Source organism: Ochrobactrum sp. S1502_03 (assembly GCF_044435015.1).
In the GTDB taxonomy this organism is placed as follows: domain Bacteria; phylum Pseudomonadota; class Alphaproteobacteria; order Rhizobiales; family Rhizobiaceae; genus Brucella; species Brucella chromiisoli.
On sequence record NZ_JAYEXN010000013.1, the window covers coordinates 36,244 to 50,689 of the forward strand.

Here is a 14,446-nt window from a genome sequence, read left to right on the forward strand (position 1 = left end):
GTTTGTAAATTTTATTCTGAAAATTATAAAAACAATCCAATAATTCCATTCTAACAAGCCATCTACTGTTATTTTAAACAAAAAGGCGGCCCGAAGGCCGCCTCTTGCGCGTGATCAAAATATGCTGTCAACCAATCGCCATCAGGCTCGCATTGCCGCCTGCGGCTGTTGTGTTGATGGAGCTCGAAACCTCTTCAAGCAGCCAGCTCAGGCAGTAGCAATCTGCATTTTGCGCAAGCTGTACAGTGTTTGCTGCCTGTGTCAAAACCAATGGTCCGGGCAATGCTGCCAGCTTCTTGTTAATGTCGATCAGGCGTTCGCCCTCTCCTTCAACAAGTGCTCCTGCAAAAGGCGCATCCGACTGCCAGTCTTTGGTCCAGACAACACGCGCAGCGACGCTTGCAGGCAAGTCTTTCAGAACATTGCGCAAGCCCGAAGTCTCATCGATGACAGCCTCATTGCCTGTAGCCAGTGCTGCGGTCAGCTGACGATAAAGGCCGGATTCGGTCCGCGGAGCCAGAAGAATGCGGCCACGCGCATGAAGCGCATAGAGGTTGCGTTCACCAACCGGGCCCGGAAGCTCGATATTCAAACCGAGTGCAGAAGCACTGCCGGTTTCACGAGCGGCCTGCGCCAGTTCGTTCATGCCGCGATTGCCAAGCCACTTTGCGAAATCGTTGAGCGCGGCATCGGTATGAACCGAAGCCATGCGCGGCGGGATTGGCGCTGTTTCAACAAGGCGACCGAGATAGAGAGGACCGCCAGCCTTCGGGCCCGTGCCGGACAGACCACGGCCACCGAAAGGCTGGACGCCCACAATCGCACCGATAACGTTGCGGTTGATATAGACGTTGCCAACGCGGATGCGATCAGAAACGTGAGCGATAGTTTCATCAAGACGTGTATGCAGACCAAATGTCAGGCCATAGCCGGTTGCGTTGATGTCATCGATCAAACGATCCATGTCATCACGCTTGTAGCGCACCACATGCAGAACCGGGCCAAACACTTCACGCTTCAGATCGCGCAGACTGTCGATTTCAACGATGGTCGGGGCAACGAAGGTGCCCTTGTCCGTTTCCGGCCCAAGCGGAAGCTGCTCCACCTTGCGGCCCATATCGCGCATTGTCTGAACGTGCTTTTCGATGATGTCCTTGGCTTCCGCCGTGATGACAGCGCCAATATCCACTTTCAGCTTGTCGGTGCGCCCAATCGATAATTCCTTGAGCGCACCCTTGAGCATGGTCAGAATGCGGTCCGCAACATCTTCCTGCAGGCAGAGAACGCGCAGAGCCGAACAACGCTGACCGGCGCTGTCGAAAGCTGAAGCGATCACGTCGAACACAACCTGTTCGGCAAGAGCGGACGAATCCACGATCATGGCATTCTGGCCGCCTGTTTCCGCAATCAGCGGGATCGGCTTGCCATTTGGCAGCAGGCGCAAGGCAAGTTGCGCCTGAATGAGACGAGCAACTTCTGTCGAGCCGGTGAACATCACGCCACAGGTTTCCTGTGCTGCAACAAGGGCTGCACCAATGCGACCATCACCCGGCAAAAGTTGCAAAGCATCAACTGGAATGCCAGCTTCGTGCAGAATGCGAACGCCCTGCGCTGCGATGAGCGGGGTTTCTTCAGCAGGCTTTGCCAGAACCGGATTGCCGGCAACAAGGGCTGCCGCAATCTGTCCGGTGAAGATTGCCAGCGGGAAGTTCCACGGGCTGATACAAACAATTGGACCAAGCGGCTTGTGCGCAACGCCTAGCGTGCGGCGGGTCTGTTCGGCATAGTAACGCAGGAAGTCGATGGCTTCGCGTACTTCTGCAATCGCGTTTGGCATGGACTTGCCAGCTTCACGCATAATCAAACCAAGCAGTTCCGGCATTTCACGCTGCATGATGTCGCTCGCGCGATCAAGACAGGCCGCACGATCAGCGGGCGAAACTTTGGACCAGCTTGCAACTGCCTTCTCAGCCGCTTTCATTGCTTGCGCAACATCGTCGGCGGCGATTTCCGTAACCGTACCCACGACATCCGCATGATCGCCGGGGTTCAAAACCGGGCGGCTTTCACCCTTAATTTTTGCACCAGCAACCTGCGGTTCCGCAGTCCAGACGCGCGTAGCATTGGCTTTGAGCGTTTCGCTCAGTTCCGCCAGCTGCTCTTCATTGGAAAGGTCGAAACCTGCCGAGTTTTTGCGAATGCCATAAAGGTCTTGTGGCAAGCTGATTTGGTCATGATGCGCTCCGATCACGGCCATCGAACGAACGACTTCCGCAGGATCGGCAATCAGTTCATCAACCGACACACTCTTGTCGCCAATGCGATTAACGAAAGACGAGTTCGCACCATTTTCGAGCAGACGACGGACCAGATAGGCCAGCAGCGTTTCATGCGTACCAACCGGCGCATAAATGCGAGCTGGACGCCCCAGCTTCGATGCACCGACAACTTCGTCATAAAGCGGCTCGCCCATGCCATGCAGGCACTGGAATTCATAAGAGCCGGTTTGGAAATCCGGGCCTGCCAGATGATAGATCGTGGCAAGCGTCTGCGCATTATGTGTTGCAAACTGTGGGAAGATCACATCACGGGCGCCAAGCAATTTGCGTGCGCAGGCAATGTATGAAACGTCAGTATGAACCTTGCGGGTGTAAACTGGGAAATCTTCCAGGCCATCAACCTGCGCGCGCTTGATTTCGGCATCCCAGTACGCGCCCTTGACGAGACGAACCATGACGCGACGATTGTTGCGGCGAGCAAGATCGATAATGAAATCAAGCACAAACGGGCAGCGCTTGCCATAGGCCTGCACCACGAAGCCGATGCCTTCCCAATCAGCCAGATCAGGGTCTTCAATCAGGCTCTGTAGAAGATCGAGCGAAAGCTCAAGACGGTCTGCTTCTTCAGCATCGATGTTGAGGCCGATATTGTACTTCTTGGAAAGGGCTGCGAGCGCCTTCACCTTTGGGAGTAACTCGCCCATGACGCGTTCGCTCTGCGCGCGCGCATAACGCGGGTGCAGTGCTGAAAGCTTGATCGAAATGCCGGGACCATCATAAATGCCGCGACCTGCGGAAGCGCGACCGATCGCGTGGATCGCAGTCTCGTAATCCTTGTAATAACGTTCTGCGTCGGCCGCAGTCGTGGCAGCTTCACCGAGCATGTCATAGGAATAACGGAATCCGCGTTCTTCCAGCGTTTTTGCGCGCTTCAGTGCTTCATCAATAGTTTCACCAGTCACAAACTGTTCGCCCATCATGCGCATGGCCATATCCACGCCGCGACGGATGACTGGCTCGCCACAACGGGCGATCAGGCGTGTGAGAGCTGCCGAAAGACCGCTATCATTGACGGTGTTGGTAAGCTTTCCGGTGACAACAAGGCCCCATGTCGCAGCATTGACGAACAGCGAACGACCACCGCCAACATGCGACTTCCAATCGCCGTTTGAAATCTTGTCGCGGATCAGGGCGTCACGCGTTGCCATATCCGGAATACGCAGCAGCGCTTCGGCAAGGCACATCAGTGCCACGCCTTCCTGGCTCGACAGTGAATATTCATGCACCAGACCTTCAACGCCTGTGCCCTTGTGCTTGGCGCGCAGCGCTTCGATCAGCTTGCGCGCGGTCGCTTTGATCTGCTTGGTCGTTTCTTCAGGTAGCGTTGCTTGCTGAACCAGCGCAGACACGCATTCAGCCTCAGGCCGGCGATAGGCATCGGTGATGGCCCTGCGCAAAGGTGTCTGCTCGCGGATTGGCGGCGCGAAGCTCTGGAAAACAGGAGTGGTATGAGCGGATAGTTTATCAGTCATGGTGCAATGCTCGCAACAACAGGCTCTCGCCCAGTTTAACTATGCTTTTATGTGATCGCACACTATCATCGGCGCAAATTGCATTCTGTCTTCATTTGATCCATATGAAGGAAATTCAGTCTTATTATTATAACGAAAAGAGGCAAAATGAATGCGAAAAATAGATTCTGTAGACGATCTGGATCAGTTCGATCGACGCATTCTTGAGGTCTTGAGCGACGACGGTCGCATTGCCATGACCGAGTTGTCAAAAAAAGTCGGCCTGTCAAAGACACCATGTCAGGCACGTGTCAAACGGCTGGTCGATGAAGGCTATATTATCGGGTTTCGCGCAGCCATTGATCCCGAAAAACTTGGCCTTGATCATATTGCTTTCACGACGGTCAAACTATCGGACACACGCGAGAGCGCACTTACCGCCTTCAATGTTGCCGTGCGCAAAATACGTGAAGTTGAAGAATGCCACATGATTGCAAGTTCATTCGACTATCTGTTGAAAGTGCGAACGCCCAACATCCGGCGTTACCGCGAGGTGCTGGGCGAAAAGATTTCCAGCCTGCCGAATGTGGCAAGCACGTCCACTTTTGTGGTTATGGAGTCGGTCAAAGACAATCGCCCGGTTAGAGTCTATCCGGGCGCATTGTAATAAAAATTAGAAAGCTTGGTTTGCCAGATAGCGTTCGAGTGTTTTGGCTGCACCATCCTGCCAGATACGCTTGAGCGCTGCCGAGAAGGCGCTGATATAGGCCGGATCGCTTGCTAACGCGCCGAAAATATCGGTCATTTCAAGGAAGCGTTTAGGTTCATCCTTGGCAAGCGCAGCCTGCTTTAACAGACGATCCCATGACGGATCATTGGGTTCGATGATCGCACCGCTATCCGTTGTTCCATAACAGTAGCGGCACCAAAGAGCAGACACCAGTGCAAGGCCGGTAACCGAATGACCTTTGGTCAGACGGTCTGAAACTGTCGGTAAAATAAATTTCGGCTGACGGTTAGAGCCATCAAGACACAGGCGGCGGATTGTGTCGCCTATCTTCGGATTGGCAAAGCGCTTGTCGATAAGCAGGCGGTAGTCTTCGAGAACAGTATTTGGAACCGGGGGCACTTCGGGAATGATTTCTTCCTTGGTGAGCTTTTCCAGATATTGCCGGATCAGTGGATTTTCCATCGCTTCATGAACAAAATGGATGTCGAGAAGCCCGCCCGGATAGGCAATCGCTGCATGTCCGCCATTGAGAATACGGATTTTCATCAGCTCATAAGCGTCAACCTGATCGGAAAAAGTGACGCCAACTTTATGCAACTGCGGGCGCCCAGTAGGGAATTTGTCTTCCACCACCCATTGCTTGAAGCCCTCGCAGAAGACTGGCCAACCATCCTCGACGTCAAATGCTTTTAGCACGATATCGCGTTCGCGTGCGCTCGTCGCAGGCGTGATGCGATCAACCATTGAATTGGGGAAAGCCACATTGGTTGCAATCCAGTCAGCAAAGTCTGGATCGCTGAGCTTGGCAAGCCCCACGACGGCATCTTCAGCAACGTGGCCATTGCCCGGAATATTATCACAGGACATGACGGTGAACGGCTCAATTTCGGCTGCCTTGCGCAGCTTCAGCGCCTGTACGATGAGGCCGAAGACCGTATTCGGCTTGTCCGTGTGAATGCTGTCATAAACAATATCCGGATGTGTTGGATCAAAATGCTGGCTTGCCGGATCGATATAATAGCCGCCTTCGGTGATCGTCATCGAAACGATGCGAATATCCGGTGAGGTAAGATAGGCTATCAGCGCGTCTCGGCCCTCGTCAGTCGATATGGTCACGTAATCGATCATCGACGCTGTAATGCGCGCGCCGGAATAATCAGCTTCCTGTTCAACAACGGTCGTTAGCCAGTCTTGCGCTTTCAGCGTGTCGCGCATGGCATCATCGCTGACACGAACGCCGGCACCGACCAAAGCCCAGTCATGATCAAGCCCCAGACCAAACAAGTCATCAAGATAAACAGCCTGATGCGCGCGATGAAAATTACCGACGCCAAAATGCACGATTCCGGGCTTTAACGCTGTAAGATCGTAACCCGGTTTTTGAACCTTGGTGAAACCTGGCAAAGCGACGCGCGTAAGTTTGGTCATGAAAACTTCCTCCTGAAATCAAGCCGGAACGAACTGAACTTTCATCGTAGCAGGATCACCACCTTGCTTTGTGAAGAAAGGCAGCATTTCCTCAATCGGTAAGCGATGCGAAACAAGACGTGCCATTTCGCAATTGTCTTTTTGAAGAATTTCGAGCGCTTGCGGAATATTGCGATTAAGCGAATGCGAACCGGCAATGCGGATCTGGCGGCGGAATATTTCGAATGGCGCCACCGATATGCGCGTATCGGGTGCGCAAACACCGAAAATCAGCACCGTACCACCATCTGCCGTAAAGCTGACCATGCCTTCTGCGACTTTCGCAATGCCCGTAGCGTCAGCCACAAAATCAAAGCTCTTCTTACGCGCGTCAAGCTCTGTTGAGCCGGAAATAATAGGCTCAAGACCAAGGCTTTCGGTAAAGGCCAGACGATGCTCGTTGATGTCCGCAACTGCGACTTTCTCAACACCTTGCGCTTTAAGAGACAGCGCAAGCAACAGACCGATCGGCCCTGCGCCGAACACCAAAGCCGTTTCAGATCCTTGCGGACCTGCTTTCAGCTTAGCCGCGCCAAGGCCATTCAGAACGCAAGCCAGCGGCTCGGCAAGTGCCGCCACATCGAAAGGCAAATTGCCAATTGGATGAAGATGCCGCACATCTACGAGACTTTTGTCTGCAAAACCACCATTATGCGTGACACCATAAGCTTTGAGGCCAGCGCACAAGTTGGTTAGTCCCTTGCGGCAGGCGTGACAGTGGCCACAGGGAATATTCGGGTCAACCGCCACGCGGTCGCCAGGCTTCACATTCTTTACGTCTTCTGCGACCGCTAACACGACACCGGCATATTCATGACCCGGCACAAGCGGAAACGCACTTGTGCCGTAGCGACCATGCAGCACGTCGATATCCGTGTGACATAAGCCAGAGGCCCTGACGTCAATCAACGCATGGCCAGGTTTGAGTTGCGGGTCATCGAGCTCGGCAAGCTCCGCGGCACCATGCCCCGTAAAATAAATGGCCTTCATGTATGCACCTAAAAATGGCTCAAGCCATCCAGTTTCCGCCATCGACACCAAATGTCTGGGCGAGGATGTAATCACTTTCGGAAGACGCCAGGAAAACCGCCATCCCCGTAATGTCCTCTGGGGTTGCAAAGCGGCCAATTGGTACGGACTTCGCTACAGAAGCTTTCTTTTCGCCCGGCTTTAGACCTTCCCACTTTGCAAAATTTGCATCGACCACATCCCAATGCTCACCATCCACAACGCCAGGCGCGATAGCGTTGACCTGAATATTGTGTTTGACAAGTGCCAGTGCTGCGGACTGTGTGGCAGAAATAATTGCCGCCTTTGAGAGGCAATAGAGCGTAACGAGCCCTTCGCCTCGGCGTCCTGCCTGACTGGCCATATTGATGATCTTGCCTCCGCGACCACGCGCGATCATGACATTCGATACCGCTTTCATCATGAAAAGGGGGCCTTTCAGATTGATCCCGAGAACACGGTCATAGCTTTCTTCGGTAATGGCGTTGATCGGTGCCATATCGAAAATTGCTGCATTGTTTACCAGAATATCAATACCGCCATATTCCTTGTCGATCTCGGACACGACCTTTTCAATGTCTGCAAGGTTGGTCACATCCAGTTTGACCGCTTTTACCGCGCTGCCGAGGCTACGCGCCGCTTCGTCTGCGCGTTCGATATTGATGTCGGCGATGACGACCTTTGCACCTTCCCGCGCATAGGCTTCAGCAAAGCCAAGACCAATACCGCGCGCGGCACCAGTTATAAGGGCAACCTTGTTTTCTAGTCTCATAAGGAGTTCTCCGAGGAGCTATTTCAATAAAATCAACGATGCGTCTTCTTTTCAGACAGTAAAAGCGGGTGACGTTCGCGGCGTTCAAGTGCCAGACCATCAGATTTGAAGAGATGCGCATCGGCAGGATTAAAGCCAAGATTGGCGGCTTCATGCGTACGAGCAGTACTACCGCCACCTGCTTCGGCAACGATCAAATCTTTTGCTGCTGAATTTTGGACATAAAGATAAGTTTCGCCACCCAGACGCTCCACCACCATGATTTCTCCATCGAGAATGCCATCGCTTATCGGGTGAAGGTGTTCAGGGCGAACTCCGAGAACCAGCGCTTCGCCAACATCGGCGCCTTCTGCCATAACTGGAACTGTTATGCTTTTACCGGTGCTGAGCTCGACAGTAACACCATGATCAGATACGGACTTGACCTTAACATTGACGAAATTCATGGTTGGAGAGCCGATAAAGCCCGCTACAAAGCGATTGACGGGATGGTGATAAAGCTCAAGCGGTGAACCAACCTGCTCAATCCTACCATCGCGCAGCACGACGATTTTATCAGCGAGTGTCATCGCCTCAACCTGATCATGCGTCACATAAATCATGGTTGCCTTCAGGCGGTCATGCAGGCGCGCGAGTTCGATGCGCATCTGCACGCGCAGGGCTGCATCAAGATTAGAGAGAGGTTCATCGAAGAGAAAGATCTTCGGCTCTCGCACCATAGCGCGGCCAATGGCAACACGCTGTCGCTGACCACCGGAAAGTTGGCGCGGCTTGCGGTCAAGAAGCTTATCAAGCTGGAGTGTATTGGCTATTTCTTCGACTTTGCGGTCACGTTCTGTCTTGGTTACCCCTGCAAGCTTGAGTGCGAAACCCATATTGTCTCGCACGTTCATATGCGGATAAAGAGCATATGTCTGGAAAACCATTGCCAGACCGCGCTCGTCGGGGGGCACATCATTGCATTGTTGGCCATCAATCGTCAGATCCCCGCCAGTGATCTCTTCCAGTCCTGCAATCATACGCAGAAGCGTTGATTTTCCCGAACCGGACGGACCAACAAAAACAACAAACTCACGGTCTTCGATATTCAAATCAACGCCTTTGATGACATCGACATTGCCGTAGGATTTGGTTGCATTATGAAAAGACAGCGTAGCCATTGCGTTCCCTTTATTTCACGGCACCGAAAGTAAGACCGCGCACCAGCTGGCGCTGCGTCATCCAACCAAAGACAAGAATTGGCGCGATAGCGAGCGTGGAAGCCGCCGAGAGTTTTGCCCAGAAAAGACCTTCAGGCGATGAGAAAGATGCGATGAAAGCAGTCAGCGGCGCTGCTTGTGAAGCCGTCAGATTGAGGCTCCAAAATGCTTCGTTCCAGCAAAGAATGATTGAAAGAAGTGCTGTTGATGCGATGCCGGGTAGGCTGAGCGGCAGCAACAGATAACGAATTTGCTGTCCGACCTTCGCACCATCCATTCGGCTCGCCTCAAGAATTTCATGAGGCACTTCTTTGAAGAAGGAATAGAGCATCCAGACGACAATCGGCAGATTGGAAAGTGTGAAGATGATAATCAGGCCTGTGCGTGTATCCAAAAGCCCACTATCGCGTGCGAGAAGATAAATCGGAACAAGCACGCCTACGGCTGGAAGCATCTTGGTTGAAAGCATCCAAAGAAGAAGATCCTTGGTACGCTTTCCAGGAAAGAACGCCGCCGCGTAGGCCGCTGGTACGGCAATGATAAGTGAAAGAAGGGTCGCTCCCAGGCTTTCAATCACGCTATTCATCGCATAACGGAAATAGTTCGCACGTTGATTGACCGCTTCAAAATTTTCAAGGGTAGGCGAAAAGAACAACTTTGGTGGTGCTACCGCATCAATTTCCGTTTTGAAGGCTGCCAGCAACATCCAAAATATCGGAAAGAACATCAAGAGCGCGACAGCCCAGCCAATAACACCGGCGGAGACCGTGGCTTTGTTGAGTTTACGTTTCGTCGCCATCTCCGTCTCCTAATTATCCAGGTTGCGCGCTACGGTGCGAATGAGGAAAAATGCGACGATATTGGCAAGGACGATAGCGATAACACCTGCCGCCGATGCACCGCCAATGTCCCATTGCAGAAGCGCTTTAAGATAGATGAAGTAGGTGAGCGTTGTGGTGGCAATGCCCGGGCCGCCCGAGGTGGTGACAAGAATTTCTGCGAAAATCGACAGAAGGAAAATCGTCTCAATCATGATGACAACCGAGATCGGACGCAGAAGATGCGGCAGGATGATGTAATAAAACATCGCCAACCCCTTTGCGCCATCAAGGCGTGCGGCTTCCATCTGCTCGCGATCCAGCGACTGCATGGCTGTCATCAAAATCAGCGTGGCAAAGGGTACCCATTGCCAGGAAACAATCATAATGACTGACGTCATTGGAAACTGTGAGAACCAGTCGATAACGGGCAAGCCGCAGCTACGCGAGATGAAAGCAAAAAAGCCGTTAACCGGATGCATCAGCAAGTTTTTCCAAATCAATGCAGACACGGTCGGCATGACGAAAAACGGCGCTATAACCAGAAGGCGCGCGATGTTCTTGCCGAAGAAATCCTGATCGAAAATAACGGCAAACAGGACACCAAATATGATGGATATTGCCAGCACAGATCCAAGTAGGATCAGTGTTTTGGCAATTGCAGACCATAAACCGGGGTCGGAAAGAAGAAACGAATAATTCGAGACCCCAGCAAAGCCGGTCACGAATGGATTAATCAGATTGTAATATTGAAACGAAAACCATAGCGTCATCGCCAATGGCACGATCATCCAGAGTAGCAGCACGATAACAGCTGGTGCAAGCAAAGGCCCCGTACGAATGCTACGGCGTGATCTGGATGCAAAACGAGACTTGGTGCCAACAACGGCAACGTTGCTAGATGGCATAAACGACCCTCCCTTTCCGCACGGCTCTCACTCCAATAAGACGCTTGCGAAAAATTCTGCCTGCTGCCCTGTTTTAATAATTGGGCAGCAGGTCTTTGGCATGTACCAGTTTATTTGATGTAACCGGCCTGTGTCATGATCTGCTCTGCCTGACGCTGCGCGCCATCAAGAGCTGCATCCACGCTCTGCTGGCCGGCAACAGCTGACGAAATCGCCTGGCCGACAATCGTGCCGATCGCCTGGAATTCAGGGATCGCTACGAACTGGATTCCAGTATAAGGAACCGGGTCCTTGGTTGGCTTGGTCGGATCAGCAGACTCGATCGCCTTGAGAACTGTTTCAGCAAAAGGTGCTGCCTTTTTATAGTTCTCATTGGCGTAAGTCGACTGGCGCGTGCCCGGAGGAACGGCAACCCAACCCTCTTTCTCGCCAACCAGATCAACATAGTCTTTCGACGTTGCCCATTTCAAGAATGACTTTGCGGCTTCCGCTTTGCTTGTCGAAGCAGGAATTGCGAGGTTCCACGACCAGGCCCACGCAGAACCATTCGGCGTTACTTCGACAGGTGCCTTTGTGAAAGCGACCTTATCCGCAACTTGGCTCTGCGTTTTGTCATAGATACGACCGGCTGCTGAGGTAGCATCAATCCACATAGCGCAATGACCAGTCGAGAACAAAGCCTGATTTTCATTAAAGCCGTTCGAGGTAATTCCGGGAGGTCCCGCTTCCTTCATCAGATCGACGTAGAAGTTGATCGCCTTCTTCCATTCATCGGAATTGATCTGTGGTTTCCACTGCTCATCAAACCAACGACCACCATAGGTATTCACGAGCGTACCGAGATAGGCCATATTTTCGCCCCAGCCCGGCTTACCGCGCAGGCAAAGACCATATTGCTCTTTCGACTTGTCAGTCAGCTTGGTGGCGAATTCTTTGATTTGCTCGTAAGTCGGCTCGCCCGGCATGGTAAGGCCGGCAGCATCAAACAGATCTTTACGATAAAGGGTGAACGAGCTTTCCGCATAAAATGGGACCGCATAAAGCTTGTCATCGACCGTGAGACCTGCTCGCACAGGCTTGATCAGATCGTCATAATGTCGAATTGACCGCTCTTGGTTGCAATGTCAGTGGTGACGCGCTGGCGCAAAACATTTTCTTCTAAAACCACCCAGTTAAGCTTGTTGCCGGTTTCCTTTTCCCACTCCGACGAAAGCTTCTGCATTATTATCATGTCAGCATTGTTGACTGTCGCTATGGTCAACTCTTCGGCACTCGCCGTACTCGCCATAATCACGCCACCTGCCACCGAGGCAATAAGCCCCGCTATATAAAATTTGTTTCGCATCTCGTCTCCTCCTTTACGAAAGCATAGCAAATTTCTTACATGTGTAAAATTTATCGCTCGTCGATCCATTCTTTGTCAAGCATGGTTTTCATTTGCATTTTAAGTCAAACGGACTCCGGCTTTTGAAAATTATTGCTATGGATTTTTTTATCACACTCAATAGTGATCTCCTCTAAAATAAAGTCTAGCACATCTCTCAGTTCACTGCATCAATCGGCGTAAAGTCAATTGTCCGCTTGACGTTTCGATTGACCTTTGACACTTTGATTTCATCTTGCTGGCAGGAAGAGCGATATAAGACCATACGCACTAAAATATTGATTACTATATTCTTTATGCGGATAATTGGGTGTTAGGCGCGTTCAGAACACCGCTTAAAAAGAACGCATCATCCCTAAGCAAGCAAACGTAATGTTCCAGTAAACTCAACAAATGTGGAACAGAGAATGGCGGACAGGACAATGAACGTGCGCAAAAATATCCGCACCATGGAAGACTTCTCCGAGTTCGTAGGACTGTCCCGTCCGACAGTTTCCAAGTATTTTAACGACCCGGATTCAGTGCGCCCGCAAACCCGTATACGGATTGAAACTGCGATAAAGGTATCCGGGTTCAGGCCAAATCTTTTCGCAGTGAACCTTAATAGACGACGCACGACAATTTTAGGAATTATCATTCCTAACCAGCTTGATCACTTCTACATGGCAATGACCCGAAGGCTACAAACACTTGCGGAGCGGCACGGATATCTGGCAATCGTGCTATCTTCGGACGGCAAACCTGAGTTGGAAAAAGAAGCCATTGAGACGTTGCGATCCCTCAATGTAGCTGGAGCCATCATTGCCCCTCTCGGCGAGCAATCGCATCATTCCACCCTCACACGTCTCTCCGAGGATGTGCCGATTGTTTATGTAGACTCTCCGCTCGATAGCACCTCACCTTTCGTTGGCACGGACAATTCGAAATCATTTCATCTGATTGTCGACTATCTGTGCCGTTCAGGAAGCGAGCCATGTTATTTTTCTATGCCGCTCGTCAACAACAATGCCATCAAACGACAGGAAGCCTATTGCACGGCGATGGAAAAACTTGGATTTACACCAAGGACGATCGAGCTGGAACAAAGCCGCAGCTGGGATTTCGAGCAATATGCCTTTGAACAAGCGTCACGTTTTCTGCGGGAAAAAGGCAAGTTTCCAACCAGCACGATCCTCTGTGCAAATGACCGTATTGCCTTTGGAGTTATCTCTGCCCTCTGGCAAGCCGGCATAAAGGTCGGCAGGTTGAATGACTGTAATATTCGTGTTGCCGGCCACGACAACAATCCGCTGTCTGAATACACTTGTCCGCCACTAACCACAGTTGCGCAGGACTATAACGAAATCGGACGACTGGCGATGGAGCTTTTGTTTCGCACACTCGGGGAAACCACGGAAAGCCAGTTGAGCATTCCGGCCGAAAGCCGCATTCTACTCAATGCGGAAATCAAGCTGCGCTTGTCCGCATGACATATAAATAAAAATGGCGGGCAATGCCCGCCATTTTCCGTGCAGCACGAAAGCCTTAGTTCAGGCCAAGCGTCCCGCGCAAGGTCGAAAGGTCTTCTGCAAGCGTGGTAATGGCGCCAGCCATAACTTTGCGATCTTCCTCAGTCAGCTTGTCGTATAATTCGTAGCCATCGCCCTTCTTGTATTTCGCAAGAATGTCGTTGACAGTTTTGAAGTTTGCATCCGACTTTTTCAAAAGCTCAGGATTTTCTTTTTCGATCAACGGACGGAACAGTTCAACGATTTTCTGGGAACCATCAACATTGGCCTGGAAATCCCAGATGTCCGTATGGCTATAACGGTCTTCTTCACCTGAAATCTTGGTTGCAGCGACTTCTTCCATCAAGGCTGCGGCGCCACCGACAACCTTTTCAGGAGGGAAGGTCATGTCCTTGATGCGCTTCTGAAGCTCAACAACATCTGCGTAGAGCTTATCCGCGATTGGCGCCAAGCCTTCGGTTGAGTTTTGCGCGAACAAGCCATATTCCAGACGATGGAAACCGGTAAAATCGTCCGACTTTTCCGCATCTTCATGATCATCAGCGCGGCTGTCAATTGACGCATCAAGATCGGCAAAAAGCTCTGCAATCGGTTCGATCTTTTCATAGGAAACGCGCGAGGATGGATAAAGCTCTTTCGCCTTAGCCAGATCGCCAGCCTTGATTGCGTCGGTGAAAGCCTTTGTGTCCTTCACGAGCACATCAAGATTATCCTGAACGTAAATCTTATAGTCAGCGATTGGCTGAACGAGATCGAGTGGGGAAACTTCGGCCTTTGCAGCACCAAAGCTGAGAGACAGAGCGACGACACAAGCCGACGCGAGCAATGGCAGACGATATTTCATATTTACCTCTCCGTGGTG

The 14,446-nt window shown here is 51.7% G+C and carries 10 protein-coding genes and 1 pseudogene; 2 read left to right on the forward strand and 9 right to left on the reverse strand.

Translation table 11 applies throughout. The features are described 5' to 3' along the window. Positions 1 to 127: 127 nt before the first annotated feature. Positions 128 to 3,811, reverse strand: a complete 3,684-nt coding sequence (gene putA / locus VBH83_RS10735; RefSeq protein ID WP_265984312.1) for a trifunctional transcriptional regulator/proline dehydrogenase/L-glutamate gamma-semialdehyde dehydrogenase — start codon at positions 3,809 to 3,811, stop codon at positions 128 to 130. A 151-nt stretch (positions 3,812 to 3,962) separates the two neighbouring features. On the opposite strand from putA, the gene VBH83_RS10740 reads away from it, so the two are divergent. Continuing rightward, the gene (locus tag VBH83_RS10740; protein ID WP_265984313.1) at positions 3,963 to 4,457 is read left to right on the forward strand and encodes an Lrp/AsnC family transcriptional regulator; all 495 of its coding nucleotides are present in this window, start codon (positions 3,963 to 3,965) and stop codon (positions 4,455 to 4,457) included. Positions 4,458 to 4,463: 6 nt separating this feature from the next. On the opposite strand, the gene VBH83_RS10745 is transcribed toward VBH83_RS10740, so the two are convergent. From VBH83_RS10745 to VBH83_RS10775, 7 genes and pseudogenes are all read right to left on the reverse strand, one after another. Next, complete coding sequence (locus VBH83_RS10745) at positions 4,464 to 5,948, reverse strand: mannitol dehydrogenase family protein (RefSeq protein WP_265984314.1); 1,485 nt, start codon at positions 5,946 to 5,948, stop codon at positions 4,464 to 4,466. 18 nt (positions 5,949 to 5,966) lie between these two features. Next, entirely contained in the window at positions 5,967 to 6,977 is a 1,011-nt protein-coding gene (locus tag VBH83_RS10750) for a zinc-dependent alcohol dehydrogenase family protein (protein ID WP_265984315.1), read from the reverse strand. A 19-nt stretch (positions 6,978 to 6,996) separates the two neighbouring features. Next, positions 6,997 to 7,767, reverse strand: coding sequence for an L-iditol 2-dehydrogenase (locus VBH83_RS10755; RefSeq protein WP_265984316.1), 771 nt, complete (start codon positions 7,765 to 7,767; stop codon positions 6,997 to 6,999). A 32-nt stretch (positions 7,768 to 7,799) separates the two neighbouring features. Beyond that, positions 7,800 to 8,927: an ABC transporter ATP-binding protein gene (locus VBH83_RS10760; RefSeq protein WP_396997660.1), complete on the reverse strand. Its 1,128-nt coding sequence runs from the start codon at positions 8,925 to 8,927 to the stop codon at positions 7,800 to 7,802. 10 nt (positions 8,928 to 8,937) lie between these two features. Further along, positions 8,938 to 9,765, reverse strand: a complete 828-nt coding sequence (locus VBH83_RS10765; RefSeq protein WP_265984318.1) for a carbohydrate ABC transporter permease — start codon at positions 9,763 to 9,765, stop codon at positions 8,938 to 8,940. 9 nt (positions 9,766 to 9,774) lie between these two features. Continuing rightward, positions 9,775 to 10,692, reverse strand: coding sequence for a carbohydrate ABC transporter permease (locus VBH83_RS10770; protein ID WP_396997662.1), 918 nt, complete (start codon positions 10,690 to 10,692; stop codon positions 9,775 to 9,777). 110 nt (positions 10,693 to 10,802) lie between these two features. Beyond that, positions 10,803 to 12,037, reverse strand: a pseudogene (locus tag VBH83_RS10775) (ABC transporter substrate-binding protein). A gap of 446 nt (positions 12,038 to 12,483) precedes the next feature. On the opposite strand from VBH83_RS10775, the gene VBH83_RS10780 reads away from it, so the two are divergent. Continuing rightward, positions 12,484 to 13,545 carry a LacI family DNA-binding transcriptional regulator gene (locus tag VBH83_RS10780; protein ID WP_396997664.1) on the forward strand — a complete coding sequence of 354 codons (1,062 nt, stop codon included), beginning with the start codon at positions 12,484 to 12,486 and terminating at the stop codon, positions 13,543 to 13,545. A 55-nt stretch (positions 13,546 to 13,600) separates the two neighbouring features. On the opposite strand, the gene efeO is transcribed toward VBH83_RS10780, so the two are convergent. Next, complete coding sequence (gene efeO / locus VBH83_RS10785) at positions 13,601 to 14,428, reverse strand: iron uptake system protein EfeO (RefSeq protein WP_265984326.1); 828 nt, start codon at positions 14,426 to 14,428, stop codon at positions 13,601 to 13,603. Between the last annotated feature and the right edge of the window lie 18 nt (positions 14,429 to 14,446).

Coding starts and splice junctions, on each gene's coding strand:
- putA (WP_265984312.1), bottom strand. CDS start 3,811: ATGACTGATAAACTATCCGCTCATACCACTCCTGTTTTCCAGAGCTTC.
- VBH83_RS10740 (WP_265984313.1), top strand. CDS start 3,963: ATGCGAAAAATAGATTCTGTAGACGATCTGGATCAGTTCGATCGACGC.
- VBH83_RS10745 (WP_265984314.1), bottom strand. CDS start 5,948: ATGACCAAACTTACGCGCGTCGCTTTGCCAGGTTTCACCAAGGTTCAA.
- VBH83_RS10750 (WP_265984315.1), bottom strand. CDS start 6,977: ATGAAGGCCATTTATTTTACGGGGCATGGTGCCGCGGAGCTTGCCGAG.
- VBH83_RS10755 (WP_265984316.1), bottom strand. CDS start 7,767: ATGAGACTAGAAAACAAGGTTGCCCTTATAACTGGTGCCGCGCGCGGT.
- VBH83_RS10760 (WP_396997660.1), bottom strand. CDS start 8,927: ATGGCTACGCTGTCTTTTCATAATGCAACCAAATCCTACGGCAATGTC.
- VBH83_RS10765 (WP_265984318.1), bottom strand. CDS start 9,765: ATGGCGACGAAACGTAAACTCAACAAAGCCACGGTCTCCGCCGGTGTT.
- VBH83_RS10770 (WP_396997662.1), bottom strand. CDS start 10,692: ATGCCATCTAGCAACGTTGCCGTTGTTGGCACCAAGTCTCGTTTTGCA.
- VBH83_RS10780 (WP_396997664.1), top strand. CDS start 12,484: ATGGCGGACAGGACAATGAACGTGCGCAAAAATATCCGCACCATGGAA.
- efeO (WP_265984326.1), bottom strand. CDS start 14,428: ATGAAATATCGTCTGCCATTGCTCGCGTCGGCTTGTGTCGTCGCTCTG.